This is a genomic window from Bartonella sp. AA16NXGY (assembly GCF_042197325.1).
Taxonomy (GTDB): domain Bacteria; phylum Pseudomonadota; class Alphaproteobacteria; order Rhizobiales; family Rhizobiaceae; genus Bartonella.
Genome location: NZ_JBHIRR010000014.1, coordinates 23,111 through 41,272 on the forward strand (window position 1 = coordinate 23,111; position 18,162 = coordinate 41,272).

Genomic DNA, 18,162 nt, shown 5'->3' on the forward strand with positions numbered 1-18,162 from the left:
TTCAAAGTAAATATGCGAGATTGGATGCTGCAATTGACTCAATTTTTCTAGAGTGTAATAACCAGTATATTTTATTCCGCATAAAAATTATCCTTAAGAGTTAATAAATAAGTTTTCACTCCAGTTTAGTAACAATTATTTTCAATAAACATTATTCTAATTTTAGTAACTCATTTATAGCCTCAAGATATAATATTGCTAGAAAATTATTCAATTAAATATGAAGGTTTCTATTGGTATGAACATTAAAAGTTTTTATGCTTTATATGAATTAGGCACTATATATTTTTATAAACTTTCATGAATAAGTAACAGATCTCAGTTTTGAATATTGATATAAGAAGATTTCTGCATGTATGCGACAGCTTTATTTCCAGTATTAATAAAGGATTTTTTCATCTTTTGGAGGAGATTATGATTTATACTTAATGACACTCTATATTCTTAATAACTGATAATGTAAGGATCTTTGGAGGGAGAAGCGACTTTAAATTATGACTAATTAAGCTACGGAGCAATCGCTTTCGAAGAGGGATTGCTTTAAAGAGAGTATAACATTTTAATTGCACATGAAGAATATATGAGTAGATACGTTATTAATGATACTTCATACTGTGAGATTTTAAATTTGGATAAGAGCAATAAAGACGTTGTTTTTATCAATTAGTTTTTTTAGAAAGTGGCAGTCTCTGTTGCTTCTATCTATTCAATAGAGTGCTTTGGGAGAATAGCGAATAGGTAGGTACATGGATTCGCTTTTATGCGTTTTAGGATGTTTTCTCTTTTCATTTAGGAACAATGGTGCCATCAATGATTATTTCTTCAACACTTGATTATCGTAAGGCAGCAAAGCGTCGTCTTCCTCCCTTTCTTTTTCACTATATTGATGGTGGGGCTTATGCTGAAGAAACGATGCGACGTAATTGTACAGATCTTCAAGCACTTGCATTGCGTCAAAGGATTCTAAGGCAAGTTGGTGAAGTTGATCTTTCAATCAAGCTTTTTGATCAGACACTTGATTTACCGATTGTACTTGCGCCTGTTGGGCTAACGGGCATGTATGCACGTCGTGGAGAGGTAAAAGCAGCGCGTGCCGCAGCGGCAAAAGGGATTCCTTTTACTCTATCCTCTGTTTCAGTTTGTCCTATTGCGGAAGTGCAAGAAGCGGTTGGAGGTGCATTTTGGTTTCAACTTTATGTTCTCAAAGATCGCGGTTTCATGCGTGATGCACTAGAACGGGCTTGGTTGGCTGGTGTACGCACGTTGGTTTTTACAGTTGATATGCCAATTCCTGGTGCACGTTATCGTGATGCGCATTCGGGAATGTCTGGTCCTTATGCTGGTTTACGTCGTTTTTTACAAGCTTTGACTCATCCATATTGGGCTTGGAACGTTGGTGTTATGGGGCGCCCTCATGATCTTGGAAATGTCTCTGCTTATCTCAAAAAGAAAATTGCATTGGATGATTACGTTGGTTGGCTTGGTGCAAATTTTGATCCATCAATTGGTTGGCATGATTTACAATGGATTCGCGATTTTTGGAAAGGAAAAATGATTTTGAAAGGTATTCTTGATCCAGAAGATGCACGAGAAGCAGTAAAATTTGGTGCGGATGGTATTGTTGTTTCTAATCACGGCGGACGTCAGCTTGATGGTGTATTATCAACAACACGAGCGTTGCCTGCAATTGCGGATGCTGTAAAGGATTATTTGACTATTTTAGTGGACTCAGGTGTTCGTTCTGGTCTTGATGTTGTACGCATGATAGCACAAGGTGCGGATGCTGTTATGATTGGCCGTGCTTTTGTTTATGCGCTTGCAGCAGCAGGTAAGAAAGGTGTTATGCATCTCCTTGATCTTTTTGCCAATGAAATGCGGGTAGCTATGACACTGACTGGTACTCAGACAATCAAAGATATTACACGCAAGAGTTTAGTAAATATAGATGTTTTTAAGCAATGAAAGCAATATGTTATACTTCTTTCAGAAAAAGAAAGTCTTTTTATAGAGGAGCATAATTATATATTTTAAAAAATATGTTGACAGTTAAAGTTAAATAGAAAAGATCAATAAGCTCCTCTATAAAATCACAGAAAATACTCAGTAACTACAATAATATTAAGTATTAATAATAATAAACACGAAAAAAAACAATAATAACATTGCATACATATTTTATTTACTTTATTAAAAGCTCATTCTACGGATAAAAAGGAACAAGCGCTGATATTAAAGGTAAAACAACTGTTGATATAGAAAAAATAGCTATAAATAATGCTGTGAGCATTTTTCCCTCCTGTATATAAAAAACATTAAAATATAATATGTTAATTACTTCTTTTCCATATTGGCATAAAACGTAAATTTATAAAATCCATTTAGTTTTATTTTAATATAAATAATATTAATTATAGTATATAAATAAAATTATTAAAAATGTCAATATGTATTTATTTTAAGCTATAATTATAATAAAAAATGTATCTAATAGATAATATTTCTATAATCTATATATTATTTATATTAATTATCATTGGATAATATATTATATGGATATGATATTGTTTTTATGGAGTACATTTTTAAGCAATGAAAAAAATATCCGTACTATCTTTAAAAAAGCTCGTTTACTGAGAGCAAAACTGCGTGAATTAATGTGCTTTTCTTTCTTATTTTCTTGTATTCTCAATGATTTATGATGTTTTTGAACTGACGAGCATATTAGGAAGCAGTTGAATATTTTTTGTATAGTATGTCATTTCTAACACTATTTATGCGTTCTCGATTGATTTTATAACTTGTTAAAATATCCAGTTCGTTTTTATTGCAGATGGGGATGGTGGGGGGGGGGCAATGATACAAATTGGCATAGAATGTTTTGTTCCATAAGCGATTTAACAATTGCATCTCCAAGCTTCTCCTTTGATACTATGCTCTTCACAGACAACAACAGATTGGTGAGATTGGCATAACTCACTGATCTATTATCTCAAAGTTGAATTGTTGGCACACTTGTAAGCGTTGGGATAACTTCATGTTTTTTGAAGCTCTTCAGCAACATCAAGACAAATCTGAATAGTTTCTTCAGTAGTAGGTAAGAGAACATCTTTTCCTTTTTTAAACAGAAGTTTTGCTGATATCAATTTTTGAAGCATTTTTATGAATATTTATAACAACACGCTTTCCTAAACCTATATAAATGGGTACAAGATTACTTAGAGTAGAAAGAATTACAGTTTCCATTTGATCGAATTACTACTCATAAGTAATTGGATAATATTTACTTTATCGCTGAATAAAAAAGAAAAGTTTTTCTCTCTTTAAATAGAGGATGGATTGTCATCTAGCCAATAGGGATAGTTTGCGAGAAATTTGTTCGATGCAAAACGACTTAACATTGCAGTTACTTTTTATCATTTGAAGCTGTGAAAAGAAGGCTAAGATAGATGAAAGAATGTAAAAAATGATGGATACATTTTAAGATAAAAAATTATAATTTTGTTAATTCTACACCAGTTGCTGCCGATATTGGTGGCAAAAGAAATTTGATCAAAAAATATCAAAATTATTTGAGAACATTCCTCATAGCATGTAGCATTAAACCTTTTTGTTGGTATGGGTGAGATTTTCTTTGAGCAGAAATTGATTCTATCTCCTGAAATCAGCAATAATCTCTCAGGTTATGTCGTAAACTTTTTAGGGATGTTACAACGCCACTATCGTCCTTTTATGAAAATGTTAGCATTTCAGATGAGCAGTTGTGAGGAATTTCAACGTTTAATACAGCAAGATCCAGAAACTCTCACGGATTTAGAACGGGCTTCAAGATTTTTATATTTACAGCGATTAAGTTTTAGAGGGAATGTAAATCGTACGATGAGAGTAGAAAACCATCGTAGCGCGCGGGGGGCTTAAGCCCTTCCAATTTGAATGCGTGCTAAAACTTATTTCCACTGTTTAGCAGGTGTTAGCATTGAACATTTAGACTGGTCTGATTTTATTGTGCGTTATGATCGCCTAAAAATCTTGTTTTATCTTTCACCACTTTAATTGTGGTTTTGAAGGTTATTAAAGAAAGGATTTTTATAAGCGGGAGGATTATCAGCCGATGTCTAAGCTGCTTGCATAATAAGAGGGAGTTTTTTGTCTTTAAACAATATGCTAGAAATTCAAAAAACTTTAGTTAACTTTATACACCATCTTATACAGACTGCTCTGCAAATAACACAATTGCTGGTAAGGAATGGGGCATCACCAATTTTGATTTCTAAAAAAGAAACAATACGTATTAAATAGTCTTTAACTTTACAGACTTTTTGAGAATCCTTTCAGAATCTTTTGAAAAAAGTGAACTGATAGAAGATATTTCTATCAAAATATAGCAACTTTTCTAACAAGTTAGGAATAAATCTAAAAATATACATTAAATATAAAAACAGTACGATATGTAGGCAATCTGGGCTTTAGAAACAAGAATCAGAGCGTATAAAGATGCATAGAGGTGAGATTGAGACATATCATTTTTATGATTCAATAAAAAATAAAAATTAAAGAAAAAATTTTATATCAAAAATTTAAGGTGGTTTAAAAGGTGGACAGGCAATGCATGGAAGGATGAGCGAGAAGGTGAATTAGGGGAGAGCGATTTATAGATTATCAGTATCTTTCTAAAAGTATCTTCTCAAGATAAATATTGTGATGAAATAAGATTGTAGTTGAATGTTCGAAAAGATAATACGCACTCTTAATTTTTCCGTTATACACATCACAATAAAAGCCGTGAAAGGCACGGTCTTATTACAAACTTTCTCTAAAAGCAGTACATGAGTTTGCAAGATATTACCGTAATATTTTAAAAGAAGGATTTTATTTCAGAAAAAAATTATCTTAAAATAGTAAAGCAATATTTTTCAAGAAATTGCTAGGCGACTTTTGAAAGTAAAAAAGCTAAGTTAAAAAATAAAAGCAAAAATGGTTGTTGGTTTTCTCGACTGGAGTTGCATGTCATTTCCCACATAGGGAATTTACCTATAGAAAAATTAAAAGCCAAGATCATTCACAATGTTTTCCCGCCACTTTAGCATGAAAAAGCAGATACAGTGCGAAAGTATTTGCCTTATCGTCAACACCATTATTATAATTAGGAAGTTGAAGCAACGTCATTTACAAATCACATAAAAGCCTTACCATTATTCATTATATAGCTCCGTAGATTTCTTTTCTTCAAGCATGCCAGCCCCTAGATGTTATTTTTGTTGAAAACAGAGCCTTTGTGTATGATCAGTTCTTTGAACGACGATAGTAGTGCAATCCATAAAATCTTTTCTCATCTTCTTTTGATAGGATAACAAAGATGCCCTTAGAATACATCAATAGACTCAATCATTTTACACAAACATAATCTGTTGAATCCTTTAGTTTCAATTCAGACACCTCAGTCACTCTAATTAAATCTAATTGACCACCAGAGTGTTTTAATCCTTTAAGTGCTTTTACTTTTAATCTGAATGTATCCACCTCTTTCAAATCTTTTCATTGATTGATGTTTCAGAGGAATTATATTTTTATCACTTTATTTTCCGTTTATCTCTCCAACCACATAAACGTTCACCTTGTTCGTTATGTTTTAAAATATCTCTCGCCAAATTTGGACTAATGACATTGATATCTTGTCGATTCAAATAAATTGGCAGCCATCCAATACAAGAAGTTCGTTCATTCGTCGCGCAACCAGCTAGAAAGCTTAGTGCGCACATCAGCATCACTTTTCTTATTAATTTCATTTTCTACCTCAAGCCGTGTTGTCGCTATCTTGAAATCTTCTTTTGTTTGCTTTTGCTTCTCAACTTTTTTCCCAAGAAAAAAGGCTTTGACTAAAGCTATAAGAAAAGCTGCTATGAGCGCTGACGTCATTGTCAGATATTTTTTTATCCATAAAATCATAGACGGTGTTCCTGAAAACGTTTAGCAATGTATATCATAGCCGTACAAGCGGCTAAAACCATAATGCCTGCTAGAACCCATTGAACAGGACCATTTCCTGCAAAAAGACCTCCAAGCCCTGAAAAAGAACCTATGATTGGTGCAAGAGCTTCTACTTTGCAAATACCTGTTACGCCTTCTGGTTCTACTACATGATAATTGGGGGCAACATGAGCTCCTTTTGCCCACAATCCTGCTTCGGTTGCTCGGCGATTGACAAGACCTTGGATACGTTTTCCTCCCACTCTTGTCCATTTTTGCAATTCGGTTGGTATCGCTTCATATTCACCTTTATTAAGCTTTTTTAAAAGTGTAGAACTACGAAATGCTGTGATTCCTACATTATAGCAAAATGATACTAATGCCGCGAATTGTTCATCGTTTAAAGGAACGGTAACGGCTTTTTCAACAACAGCTTCATACTCCCTCAAGTCCTGACAAAGGATTTTTTCAGCTTCTTTTTCCGTAATTTGCATATCTTTGTGAACGCTTGGGGCACCAGCAGCACTTGTATGTCCATAACCAATTGTCCAGACACCACCAGAATCTTCATAAGCTGATAAACGCAAGCCTTCCAATTGCTTAATCAATACAAGCCCTTCTTTTGATATTTTTCGCATTATTTTTACCTATAAAAAACTACACAAAGCAGGATATGAATTAAAAACTTACATCTACTCATTTTTAAGAACAGAACAGCGAAAGGGCATAATAAATTCAAAACATCCATAGTGGATTATTTTAAGATCTATATCATTTTTTTGAATAAAGATTATGCTAAATACTATTCATTTTGCAGCAATTGATCTCCATCTAAAGACAATAACTTTATAATAATTCCATTTATAATCAGATAGATTTCACTCACAAATTCTTACAGTTGATCCAGAATGATTTAGAAGAACTTTACTTGAAAAAACTTCAATAATTCCAATGACAAAAAGCATTTTTAACAAAAAATAAGAGACATAATAATTAATGAAATAATTAGGTGTTGATTTTTAAGTAATTTCAAAAGTCATAAATTGCACCACAGAATTTTTTTATAAAAACAAAAAAACATTATAATTTAACATTATATATCTAAAAATTATCTTAGAATCAATGAAACATATACATAACGTGTTATACATATTTAATAAAAAAATCTATAGTTAATTTAATTATTCTTTGTTTTTTCCCCTAATTGCTTAATTTCATTAAAAAATAACTTTATGAAGGATTTTAAATAAACTGTTACATAAAAAACATAATGGATATTTCTCCTCTCTTACAGTCTGTTTCCAACTGAAACAATATATTAGTGGAGCATATTCAATATATAGACCAATGATATTTGATAGTTTTTTTAAGAATATTGTACTGTAATAAATTTGAACAATTAGTTCGGTTTCATATATTTTCTTTTTCATATGAAGCATTTGGTAGGGCGTTCGGGTCCAATGGTATCATCTTTGTCTGGTGTTGTATTGGCTACGTTTCCAGCAGCCTCTTAAACAAATCAATCAAGCTATTGAAATCTTTTTAGAGGCAATAGCACAAGAGACACAAAAGATTTTGACAAAAAGCTGCTTGACAATATAGGAAGCTCTCTCCTCCTAGCATCCCAGCCCATTCACATAACATAAAAAATAAAAAGGCAATGAGATGATATTTGATGATGGCAATAGATATGTAACAATACGTGAGTGTGCACAGCTTTTTAGTATATCCACAACAACGATTCGCAATTGGGTGCTTCAGAGGGGGGCCGGAGCCATATAAGCTAGGGAGAGCAGTGAGGTGGAGAAAGAAAGAGATTTTAGCATTTACTCCAGAGAAAAATACGGAGCAAATAACAACAGATTAGATAAAATTGTATAAACCCTAGAAGGTGGTCTTCAAACAGATAATTAATTAAAAAAAATATATATTTCAATATGTTTAAGAAATAAAATGGTGCCGCATGCCGGATTCGAACCAGCGACCCCATCATTACGAATGATGTGCTCTACCAACTGAGCTAATGCGGCATAGGTTTGTAAGTCAATGAGACAAAACTAATTTGAGGGTAATAGCTAAAAGTACGTATAAAAGCAAGAATGCATTTTTTCAATAATTTATACATATGATAATAATTTGAAGGAGAATTATGTAAAAGTCAGAGGAAAGTATTCTTTGACCTTAATGCTATAAAATGCTTTTCAATTTACGATAGCACTTAAATTAAGAAGCTGGGAATGTAGATCTTTAGGATGAAAAATGGTGTCAAGATAACTTAGTAAAGATAAAAACATTTTCTGATTCTTAAGAAAGAAATTTGTTGCATAGAGTGATTGGGAAAATAAAGATCATCATAAACCTTTTATAATGTGCAAATAGATGAGTAGAATTAGTTGAGAAGTTACTTCTCATTTTTATGGGAAGAAAAAGGGAGGAGGATTAATAAAATTAATCACGTTTTTTATTTAAGAGGGAGTAAAAATCATGTCGGATGAAGATCGGCTGATAGAACTAGAAATGAAGCTAGCTTACCAAGAAAAATTCATTGAGGAACTTTCTCGAGAGGTAACTAATCAATGGAAAAGTTTGGATGAGATATCTAAAAAAGTTGATATTTTAGCGAGACGATTTTCAGATTTAAAAGAACTAGAGTGTTACTGAAGCTGTTATCTTACCATTTTCTCAATAGGGAGAAGGTGCGAAATATTTTTTATCACAATTGCAATTATTTACAGAGGAGTTTTTATTTCACGCATTTTGTTAGACTTGTAGAATAATTTTTATAAGCTTCTTCATTAATTTTAATAAGTTCCAATCTTATAAGGAGAGCTGATATTAGAAGACGTTTTTTATATGGGGTTTCTAGTACGAAAATTAAGAAAAGTTTTTGTAGAGTATTAAAGAAACAGCCATAGAAAAATATATGAACTGCAATATTTTAAGTTTTTTCTGTACAGAGTTTTCTTATAGATGGGAGGTAGATTTATTCGCTAATTTTTTTAAATTGATACAAATAAAGTGATGTTATCGTTATCTATAGAAATCATAAGTGAGCGCCTATATTTATAATGAAGCGTTTTAATTTTTTCTGATGATCAAGTGATCTTCAGTTGTTTTAATAGAGTGAGGGGTTTTAAGCGACATCGATTATGTTATAGTACAGAGAGCTCTAGAAGTTTTTTTAAAGATCAAATGTACTCTTCGTTATATGCATATGATATTTTGTGAAAAGGCTTTTGTTTTTCGTAATTTAAGATACAAAATACTATTGCTAAAGCACCAAAGATAGACCATGCGGGTAAATAAGTGAGAGTAATGCAAATTGAGGACAGAAAATCAGGCATTACCTTGCATAGAGATTGATTAAGGTGATAGATATCTGTTTGCAGAAGGTTTGTTAAAATTTTATTAAAGGGGGTTGTTGTCCAATGTGATGTGATTACAGAGTGTGCGTTATCAATGACCAATGCTATAATGGTTAGTGTAACGAAAATGAAGGACATTAATTTAAATAAAGGGTGGAGCATATTTTTTCTTAAAACTTCAACGGGACATACGTATAATGCACAAAAAAATAAGGAGTTGCATTATGATAAGAAAATAAGTTTACGTTTGTTTTGTGTTTTTTGAAAGAGGTGCCTAATTTTTCAATAAAAGTTGAGGTTAAGTTCAACAAAAGTAGTGAGGCATGATGTCTGAAAAAAAGCACGAGGAATTGAAGCGTAGCCTTCAAAATCGCCATATTCAAATGATTGCTTTGGGTGGCGTTATTGGGACGGGACTTTTTTATGGGTCAACCGAGGCAATTCAATTAGCTGGTCCCTCAGTTATTTTATCTTATCTTGTCGGCGGGCTTATTATGTATTTCATTATGCGAATGCTTGGTGAAATGTCAGTAGAAGAACCGTCTTCAGGAGCATTTAGTTTTTTTGCTTATAAATATTGGGGGAGATTAGCTGGTTTCATAACAGGTTGGAATTATTGGTTTCTTTATATTCTTGTGAGCATGGCTGAACTTACAGTGATAGGGTTTTACCTTGATCATTGGATTTTGATTGATCATTGGAAGACATCTTTCATTGTTCTTTTATTTGTTACATTTGTTAATTTGTTTAATGTTCGTTTTTATGGAGAATTTGAATTTGTTTGCGCTTTGATCAAAGTGGCTGCTGTTATTGGTATGATTATTTTTGGAATTTTTCTCATTGTCACTGGACTAGGGGAAAATCAAGCGAATATTCATTATCTTTGGGACCATGGTGGTTTTTTCCCTTATGGAGCAGTAGGGGTTGTTTTAGCAACTTCTGTAGTAATGTTTTCTTTTGGAGGAACGGAGCTTATTGGTATTGCTGCTGGAGAGGCATCTAATCCACAAAAAACAATTCCAGCGGCTATCCGTCAAGTTATGTGGAGGATTATAATTTTTTATATTGGATCTATCAGCATTATTATGATAATCAGCCCTTGGAATATGATTGGAAAAAATGGTAGTCCTTTTGTCACAATTTTCGAGACTATAGGAATTCCTGCTGCTGGTCATATTTTGAATTTTGTGGTGATTATGGCTGCTATTTCTGTTTACAATAGTGGCATTTATTCTAATGGCCGTATGCTTTATAGTTTAGCTGTACAAAAAAATGCACCACATATTTTTAGTAAACTGAGTGCTGCTCGTGTTCCTTATATTGCTATCCTTTTTTCTTCATTATGTACGGCGTTGATTGTCGTTGTTAATGCTCTTGTTCCTGATAATAGTTTCATGCGGATCATGGCTCTTGCAACTGCAGCAGCAGTGATTACTTGGGCTATTATTGTTATTGTTCATTTGAAATTTCGCAATGCCCATAAGAACAGAAAGGGCGATTTTATTTATGCGTTTGGTTTATATCCTTACGCTAACTATCTTTGCCTCTGCTTTCTTGCTTTATTATTTTGCATTATGTTTGTCAGTGGTTTTGGGAAAAATGGATTGATGACTCGACTTTTTGATATGATAGGAATAAGCTTGCCTTTTCTTGAAGCATATATTCCTGTACAGATGCCTGATATGAGTTTGGCAGTCATTATTATTCCTCTATGGTGCTTGTTATTACTTTTAGGTTATAAACTGAAGCGATAGAGAAAGAAGAGCTAATAAAAGGGATTGATTGGAATAAACCTTGGGGATTATAAAATTTGATAAGGTAACACAAGTTTTTGGTGATTTGTGTGTTTTAAGAAATATTACTGTACAGCTTACCGAAAGACGAGTTGCTATTATAGGTGCGAATGGTTCTGGAAAAAGTACATTTGTTCGCCTTATTAATGGGCTCCAATTACCATCTCATGGTTTTGTAAGCGTTGATGGGCTTGATACAAAACGCGATGCAAAAGCAGTAAAACGTAAAGTTGGATTTGTTTTTCAGAATCCCGATAATCAGATTGTTTTACCATTAGTTGAAGAGGATTTATCCTTTGGTCTCAAAAATTTAAAGCTTAATAAAGATGAAATTAAGGAGCGTGTAGATGAAATTTTACAGCGCTATGAACTTCAAGATTTCAGAAATCACGCTGTCCATTTATTAAGTGGTGGGCAAAAACAACTTGTTGCTATTTCTAGTGTAGTTGCAATGAAACCAGACTACATTATTTTTGATGAGCCGACGACATTACTTGATTTGCGAAATAAGCATCGCGTTACGCAAGTGATAGAAGAATTACCGCAAACGGCAATAGTTGTATCGCATGATTTAGAGTTTTTGAAAAAGTTTGATAGAGTGCTGGTTTTTGATAAGGGGGAGATAGCAATTGATGATGTACCTTTTGTTGCTATAAAGGAGTATATAAGAAGAATGTCATGATCGGTTTATATATTCCGAGGGATACATTTATTCATAGGTTAAGTCCTGGAGTTAAGTTATTATTTCTTACGGCCTGTGGAACTTTTATAATAATGGTTTCTTCCATAGCGCTTCTTGGTTTATTTTTATTGTTGGTCATCTTATTCTATAGAGTCGCCAAAATCCCTTTCAAAACTGTGATAAAGCAATTTAAATCGATGGGATTGCTTTTAGTTCTTCTATTTGTATTTCAAACTATTTTTAGCGGTTGGCTTACGGGGGTTGAGGTCATATTACGTCTTGTTATCCTCTTTTCTTTATCATCAGTTATTTCATTCACAACAAAAGTGTCAGATATGGTGGATGCAATTGAAGCAGGCCTCCAGCCCTTTCGTTGTTTTGGTATAAATCCATCAAAAGTGAGTATGGTTATCTCTATGGCGATCAGGTTTATTCCTCTTTTGGGTGAAAAGTTTAATGAGGTACATGAAGCACAGCAAGCACGAGGACTTAATACTAACATTGTTGCTCTTGCGATACCTTTAATTATACGAACCATAAGAATGGCTTCAGAAGTGGCTGAAGCATTGGACGCGCGTTCTTATGATGCTGATACTATTGATATAGCATCTCATAATAATAAAAGTTTTTATAGTAAAAGAAGAATCAAATGAATACAAAAGATTTAGTTTATATTGCTTTATTTGCCGCTATTTATGCTATTTTGGGCCTTTTCCCTTCTATTTATCTTCCTTTTCTTCTAGGGGTACCTATTACGGCTCAATCGATGGGACCGATGCTAGCAGGGTCTATATTTGGGGCAAAAAGGGGTGCTTTAGCGTCACTCCTTTTTCTTGTTCTTGTTGCGATTGGATTGCCTCTGTTGCCTGGTGGTCGTGGTGGAATCAGTGTCTTTTCAGGAATTGCAAGTGGTTATTTAATAGGTTTTCCATTTGCCGCATTTTTTATTGGTTTAATGGTAGAGTTTTTTTGGCAGCGGTTAAATTTTATAACATTATTTATAATAAATACTTTTGGTGGCATTGGGATAGTTTATTCTTTTGGTGTTCCATGGACAGCTTATATGACCAAAGTTTCTTTACTGAAGGTTTTAATGGCTTCATCAGTTTTTTTGATAGGCGATTGTTTAAAAGTATTGATTGCATCCTTTATTGCACTCGCGATTAAAAGATCTGTTCCTCTCATTCATTCAAAGCATAATAACTAAAATAAATGTATTATTTTGTTATATTGTTATTATATAATATTCATATATCACTATTATTGAATTTAACTATAGTAATTTATGATGTAATTAAACACTGTAGAATCTAATATGATTCATATAAGTGATGTTATTAAAATAAATTATTATAGTATTTTTCTCTATATCTAAGGCATTTAAAGTGTACTTTTATAAATCTGATACTTTTTATTAATTGTACAACAATAACGAAAGCTTTTCCCTAGTGAAGGAATAATTCAGTGAATACAAAAGATTTAGTTTATATTGCTTTATTTGCCGCTATTTACGCTGTTTTGAGTCTTTTTCCTCCTATTTATCTTCCTTTTTTGCTGGGCGTCCCTATTACAGCTCAGTCTATGGCTCCGATGTTAGCAGGCTCTATACTTGGAGCGAAAAGGGGAGCTTTAGCATCACTTCTTTTCCTTGTTCTTATTGCGATTGGGTTACCTCTATTGCCTAGTGGTCGTGGTGGAATTAGTGTTTTTTCAGGAGTTACGAGTGGTTATCTGATTAGTTTTCCATTTGCTGCATTTTTTATTGGCTTTATGGTAGAATTATTTTGGCACCGGTTAAATTTTATAATATTATTTGTGATAAATACTGTGGGTGGCATTGGGATAGTCTATTCTTTTGGAATACCATGGGTGGCTTATATGACACAGGTCCCTTTGCTGACAGTTTTAATAAGTTCATTAGGTTTTTTGGTTAGTGGTTTCTTGAAAGTGCTGATTGCATCCTTTGTAGCGTTGACCATTAAAAAAACCGTTCCTCTCATTCATTCGGAAAAAGGGGCAGTTCTGTACTGAAGAACAAGTTTTGCCAAATGTATGTAGCTTAAAAAGCACCACGGAATACCATTTTGTTTTGTCTACTTTTTATTGGTATTTTTATCTGCATAGCTCTCAGAGATAGCCATACGAAAATTGAATGTTTCGGCACCAAAATTCATTTTTGCTTTCAGGAGCAGCTCCCAAATAGCCAATTAATATCATTTTATTCAACATGCTTGTAAGTTTTATTCGATTTGCATATTATATGCATAAAGCCTTAGAATAATTTATTATTTTTTTAATATTTTTAGTTAATTAATCACTAATTTTTAAATTATTATTATATTAATTGTACAAAAACATGGATAATTAAGTGTTCATCTAAAACTCTTGATGTATATAATACCCTTATAAATGTGTTAATATAAGTAAATGTATTAATATAAGGTATAAAAATGAGATTTGAATGGAATGAAGCTAAAACAAAAAGTAATCTTAGAAAGCACCGTGTAAAGTTTTGAAATAGCTGCAAGTGTTTTTGCAGCCCCATTCACTATGGTTAAACAAGACCGTATTGAAAACGAGAGTATGGTGAGCAAGCTTTATGGCTCATGGATGGTTTTTTATTAATATTCGTAGCGCATACTGTCCATGACGATAAAGATGGCATAGAGGTAATCCGTATTATTTCAGCACGACGAGCCAACTCGAAAGAAAAGAAACGTTATAAAGAAGAAAGTTCGTTATAAAATTGATGTAGGTAACTTATCACCTTTGACAGATAAACAGAGAGTTGAAGTTGATAAACTGGCTGCAATGCCGGACAGTGCAATTGATCATAGTGATATTCCGTCACTCAATGATGTGTTCTGGAAAAATGCCGTTCGCAATCCATTCTATAAACTACCCAAAACTGTCACAACAGTGCGTGTGGATTCAGACGTGCTAGCGCGTGACTTTAAAAGTCAAGGGAAAGGATATCAAAAGCGGATTAACGCCATTTTACGTGATGCCATGCTTCGTTCAATGCACTGATTTCTCCTCCACTTAAAAGCCGAGAAGGGGGGGCCCATATTCTAAAAATCTAAGCAGCTTTCACTGCAGAGTTCTCTAAAACTCGTATTGCTTTTGCAATTAAAATTTTATAGCCTTAATTTTCAGCCAAACGATTCTAAACGACGCAGTATATTTGGGATACACTACCCTCCCGTTGTCACTAAGATAACTTAGGCAACACCTGCCGTCTGATAAGACATAGACATTGTAATTATGTTAACTTTATGAATACCATTAACTTCCTTTCTTATAAATATAAAATAGATCCAGCCTCAGAATTAGTTAATATCAATGATGCTGATAAATTTTTAGAGGAAGGGAGATACGATTTTAACTGTGATAATCAATGTGCTACCTTAATAATCGAAAAGTTTTCTGTTAACTCGAAGATCTGCTATTGGATTTATGTTTTAACGGGAGAAAATAGTCTTTATAATCCTGAAGTGATTGATTCTGAAAACGACTTTCAGAATATTCCTAACCCACGTTCTAAAAATCAGATTTAACAAAATAAGCAATATTTTGGAATTTTGATTCCTATAGAGTTAACTCTTTTTTCTTCAAATAAAGAGTTAAACAAATTCTTGCAGCTACACTACAAAAAAACTTTCATAAAGGTTTATAATAAGATTCTGTTTTGCATGAGTTTTGGTAATCTCTGCTGTACAGAACGTGACACTGTTGTAAAATTTATCAAGATCTTTCGTTTTCTCTTCAATATTGGTTTTATCGAGTTCTGTTAAGATTTTTCCATTGCTTGCGAAATGGCATTGTTTTGCACAAATTCATTGCCCTCAAACAAAGCTTCAAACACGGGACGCGTTACAAGATGTTGCGCTAACATCTCAATCGCTTCTTCTTGCTTTATCTCACTGTTTAAGTTGTTTTTTAATTCCTTATGAAACGCATCAAAGGCATGATAAGCTCCGCTTGTTTGATCAGAAAGCAGAGTTTGAAGGCGTGTGATATGGTTTTGTGCAATCTCAGCAACATTGTTCGCCCAAATGCCCCAATAATCACTCATAGTAGATTTTTTAACAATCAGTGTTTTGAGAGCATTGGGAAACTCAACAAAAAAGGGTAATCTTCCTGTTACGCTATGACTATGTTGCGGTTCATGAGCTTGTGTCCCAATACGAAGTCCGGATTTTTCTGATTTTTCGTGGAGCGTGATTTCGTCAATAACCGTGGTGACATTCTCTAATTCGGTCTTTTTAGAAACTGTAACAATGTCGATGATAGAGCTTACGTCTTGTCCTAAGACCATCTGGTTAAGGGTTTTACTAAAATTCTCATCATGGGCAAGCAAAGCATTGAGAACTTGCCAGACAACACTGTATCTCTTATTGTTTTTTAATGCCTCTTCTGGTGAAACACCAGCAGGAACACCAACCGGCAAAATGATATAACCCATCTTTTTGCCTTTTGCACGACGCATCACACGTCCCACTGCTTGTATCACATCCACTTGGCTTTTACGCGGGTGTAAAAACATAACCGCATCAAGGGAAGGAACATCAACACCTTCTGAAAGGCAGCGTACATTGGTTAATATACGGCAGACATTCTCACCCGCATCTTCTTTCAACCAATCAAGTTTTATCGTACGGTTTTTGGCACCAGATTTTCCATTAATATGATCTACTTGACAGTTAAGAGGAGGAATATTTTTATGGTTTTCATGAAGATCACGTAAATCTTTCTTAACTTCTTCATCGTTGAATGTTCTACATATGCGTTCAGAAGTATCAATATTTCTACAAAAAGCCAAAGCCCGATGCATGGGTCTTGTATCATCTCCAAGATCAATTTTCAGATCTATTTTGGTAAGAGCTTGATAACAACCCATGATCTTTGTTCTATCATCAAGAATAAGTTCATAATTCTCATCTGTCATCAGATGCTGGATAGATTTACTCACTTCTCCTTCATCAACACCTAAAACGATAATCTTGTAAGGCGTTAAAAGTCCATTCTTTACAGCATGGGAGAAACTATAAGAATAAAGGATTTTTCCATAGAGCTCTTCATCATCCATAGATGCTAGAACGGCATTGATCTCATTGGCTTTCTTTTTGGCATCATCGGTAAAGATCTTGGGCGTTGCTGTCATATACAGACGTTTTTTGCTTTGAATGATGCTGTTATCGTGAACCTTGATAAAATCAGATTCATTGTCCTCTGTTCCCAATGAAGCCCCAGTGGTTCTATGGGCTTCATCACAGATGATTAGATCAAATTCGGGTAAATCATGGTTTTTTTGCGCATCCGAAATCACTTGGATCGAATGGTAGGTAGCAAAGACCACTGTCATGGCATCAGGAGAAGTCTTATTGGCTTTTTCTCCAAGCTTTTGAGAATCTGTTGTTGCTGGTAGAGCGAGATCCGAGACATCGAGTTCGGCAGCATCATCTTGGGCTTTACGACGCTTGCCAACTTGTGTATCAGAACACACCGCAAAGGAACGCAAGGGTATTGCTGTATCTGCTGTCCATTCTCTTATTGTTTGTGACATTAAAGAAAGAGAGGGGACAAGGAATAAAACACGTTTACCTTGACCAGCAAGAGCTTCTGCTATCTTCAGACTGGTAAAGGTCTTTCCCGTTCCACACGCCATAATCAGCTTGCCGCGGTCTGCTTCTTGTAAACCGTCACAAACAGCTTTAAGCGCTTCTTGTTGATGATCTAAAAGCTTTTTCGGTTCTTTTTTCTTAAGAGTAGCTTCCCCTTTGCTTTCAAAGGTTGACCAATCTATTTGACTGTTTTCCAGATCAAAAAGATTAATCCGTTGAATGCGGACTCCTTGTCCTTCACAGGTGAGATCGGCATTGTTACTCCAATTACCTTCGGTGCTATCAACCAGAATACGGCGTGTGAAGATCTTTTTTCCCGAGGCAGCAATAAAGCTATCAATATCTTCCTTCTTGATTTGATGATTTACACTATAAAACTTACATTGAATAGCGGCATATCCTTCTTCATCACGAATTTTAGCAACCAGATCAATGCCGATATCACGCCCATCTTCCCCATGCTCTTTTGCCCATTCATAATAGGTTTCTACCTTTTCATAGCGTCCATAATGAAGAGGGGCATGCATAAGATATTTTGTCACAAAATCTTCAAACACTTTCCCTCGTAGAGTATTTGAAGTTGCCTGTTCACGATAGGATTGTAAGAGAGAGCGTAAAGTGACATGTTCATTATCATACTTATTAAAGTGATGCATATTACAACAGGGCTCCGTTTTCATATGAGAGGGTTAATTCTTATCAAAAGAATTAAAACGAAGCTTATTAAATCCATT

The 18,162-nt window shown here is 34.0% G+C and carries 13 protein-coding genes, 1 tRNA gene and 2 pseudogenes; 11 read left to right on the top strand and 5 right to left on the bottom strand.

Annotated elements, in window-relative coordinates:
• Positions 1-810: 810 nt before the first annotated feature.
• Together lldD and ACFINK_RS07540 are read left to right on the top strand one after the other, a co-directional pair.
• The gene (gene lldD / locus ACFINK_RS07535) at positions 811-1,962 is read left to right on the top strand and encodes an FMN-dependent L-lactate dehydrogenase LldD (protein ID WP_375632491.1); all 1,152 of its coding nucleotides are present in this window, start codon (positions 811-813) and stop codon (positions 1,960-1,962) included.
• 1,680 nt (positions 1,963-3,642) lie between these two features.
• On the top strand, positions 3,643-3,915 hold the full coding sequence (locus ACFINK_RS07540; RefSeq protein WP_375638585.1) for a DNA adenine methylase: 273 nt from the start codon (positions 3,643-3,645) through the stop codon (positions 3,913-3,915).
• A 1,800-nt stretch (positions 3,916-5,715) separates the two neighbouring features.
• On the opposite strand, the gene ACFINK_RS07545 is transcribed toward ACFINK_RS07540, so the two are convergent.
• Both ACFINK_RS07545 and bgtA read right to left on the bottom strand, forming a co-directional pair.
• Positions 5,716-5,943 carry a hypothetical protein gene (locus tag ACFINK_RS07545; protein WP_375618608.1) on the bottom strand — a complete coding sequence of 76 codons (228 nt, stop codon included), beginning with the start codon at positions 5,941-5,943 and terminating at the stop codon, positions 5,716-5,718.
• Positions 5,940-6,602: a gene transfer agent endolysin BgtA gene (gene bgtA, locus ACFINK_RS07550; protein WP_375612387.1), complete on the bottom strand. Its 663-nt coding sequence runs from the start codon at positions 6,600-6,602 to the stop codon at positions 5,940-5,942. Before bgtA ends, ACFINK_RS07545 begins: the two co-directional genes overlap by 4 nt.
• A gap of 1,027 nt (positions 6,603-7,629) precedes the next feature.
• On the opposite strand from bgtA, the pseudogene ACFINK_RS07555 reads away from it, so the two are divergent.
• A pseudogene (locus ACFINK_RS07555) lies at positions 7,630-7,831 on the top strand (helix-turn-helix transcriptional regulator).
• Positions 7,832-7,918: 87 nt separating this feature from the next.
• On the opposite strand, the gene ACFINK_RS07560 reads toward ACFINK_RS07555, so the two are convergent.
• A tRNA-Thr gene (locus ACFINK_RS07560) sits at positions 7,919-7,994 on the bottom strand.
• Positions 7,995-8,448: 454 nt separating this feature from the next.
• Here ACFINK_RS07560 and ACFINK_RS07565 point away from each other — a divergent pair.
• A complete protein-coding gene (locus ACFINK_RS07565; protein ID WP_375612388.1) occupies positions 8,449-8,625 on the top strand; it encodes a SlyX family protein in 177 nt (58 codons plus the stop codon).
• A 527-nt stretch (positions 8,626-9,152) separates the two neighbouring features.
• Here ACFINK_RS07565 and ACFINK_RS07570 read toward each other — a convergent pair.
• Positions 9,153-9,491, bottom strand: coding sequence for a hypothetical protein (locus ACFINK_RS07570; protein ID WP_375638587.1), 339 nt, complete (start codon positions 9,489-9,491; stop codon positions 9,153-9,155).
• A gap of 164 nt (positions 9,492-9,655) precedes the next feature.
• Between ACFINK_RS07570 and ACFINK_RS07575 the strand changes: the two genes are divergently transcribed.
• The 7 genes from ACFINK_RS07575 (at position 9,656) to ACFINK_RS07605 (ending at position 15,361) form a co-directional block, all read left to right on the top strand.
• Complete coding sequence (locus ACFINK_RS07575; RefSeq protein ID WP_375638589.1) at positions 9,656-11,083, top strand: amino acid permease; 1,428 nt, start codon at positions 9,656-9,658, stop codon at positions 11,081-11,083.
• 40 nt (positions 11,084-11,123) lie between these two features.
• Positions 11,124-11,804, top strand: coding sequence for an energy-coupling factor ABC transporter ATP-binding protein (locus ACFINK_RS07580; RefSeq protein WP_375613810.1), 681 nt, complete (start codon positions 11,124-11,126; stop codon positions 11,802-11,804).
• Entirely contained in the window at positions 11,801-12,457 is a 657-nt protein-coding gene (locus tag ACFINK_RS07585; protein WP_375613809.1) for an energy-coupling factor transporter transmembrane component T family protein, read from the top strand. Before ACFINK_RS07580 ends, ACFINK_RS07585 begins: the two co-directional genes overlap by 4 nt.
• Positions 12,454-13,011, top strand: coding sequence for a biotin transporter BioY (locus ACFINK_RS07590; protein WP_375638591.1), 558 nt, complete (start codon positions 12,454-12,456; stop codon positions 13,009-13,011). Before ACFINK_RS07585 ends, ACFINK_RS07590 begins: the two co-directional genes overlap by 4 nt.
• A 257-nt stretch (positions 13,012-13,268) precedes the next feature.
• Entirely contained in the window at positions 13,269-13,835 is a 567-nt protein-coding gene (locus tag ACFINK_RS07595; protein ID WP_375629706.1) for a biotin transporter BioY, read from the top strand.
• Positions 13,836-14,525: 690 nt separating this feature from the next.
• The gene (locus ACFINK_RS07600; RefSeq protein ID WP_375638596.1) at positions 14,526-14,834 is read left to right on the top strand and encodes a BrnA antitoxin family protein; all 309 of its coding nucleotides are present in this window, start codon (positions 14,526-14,528) and stop codon (positions 14,832-14,834) included.
• A 245-nt stretch (positions 14,835-15,079) separates the two neighbouring features.
• Positions 15,080-15,361: a hypothetical protein gene (locus ACFINK_RS07605; RefSeq protein WP_375638593.1), complete on the top strand. Its 282-nt coding sequence runs from the start codon at positions 15,080-15,082 to the stop codon at positions 15,359-15,361.
• Positions 15,362-15,454: 93 nt separating this feature from the next.
• Here the strand turns inward: ACFINK_RS07605 and ACFINK_RS07610 are convergent.
• Positions 15,455-18,084 (bottom strand): annotated as a pseudogene (locus ACFINK_RS07610) (restriction endonuclease); the annotation flags it as partial.
• Between the last annotated feature and the right edge of the window lie 78 nt (positions 18,085-18,162).

Excerpts from the sequence above, each read along its gene's own strand:
- lldD (WP_375632491.1), top strand. The coding sequence starts at position 811 with ATGATTATTTCTTCAACACTTGATTATCGTAAGGCAGCAAAGCGTCGT.
- ACFINK_RS07545 (WP_375618608.1), bottom strand. The coding sequence starts at position 5,943 with ATGATTTTATGGATAAAAAAATATCTGACAATGACGTCAGCGCTCATA.
- bgtA (WP_375612387.1), bottom strand. The coding sequence starts at position 6,602 with ATGCGAAAAATATCAAAAGAAGGGCTTGTATTGATTAAGCAATTGGAA.
- ACFINK_RS07565 (WP_375612388.1), top strand. The coding sequence starts at position 8,449 with ATGTCGGATGAAGATCGGCTGATAGAACTAGAAATGAAGCTAGCTTAC.
- ACFINK_RS07570 (WP_375638587.1), bottom strand. The coding sequence starts at position 9,491 with ATGCTCCACCCTTTATTTAAATTAATGTCCTTCATTTTCGTTACACTA.
- ACFINK_RS07575 (WP_375638589.1), top strand. The coding sequence starts at position 9,656 with ATGTCTGAAAAAAAGCACGAGGAATTGAAGCGTAGCCTTCAAAATCGC.
- ACFINK_RS07585 (WP_375613809.1), top strand. The coding sequence starts at position 11,801 with ATGATCGGTTTATATATTCCGAGGGATACATTTATTCATAGGTTAAGT.
- ACFINK_RS07590 (WP_375638591.1), top strand. The coding sequence starts at position 12,454 with ATGAATACAAAAGATTTAGTTTATATTGCTTTATTTGCCGCTATTTAT.
- ACFINK_RS07605 (WP_375638593.1), top strand. The coding sequence starts at position 15,080 with ATGAATACCATTAACTTCCTTTCTTATAAATATAAAATAGATCCAGCC.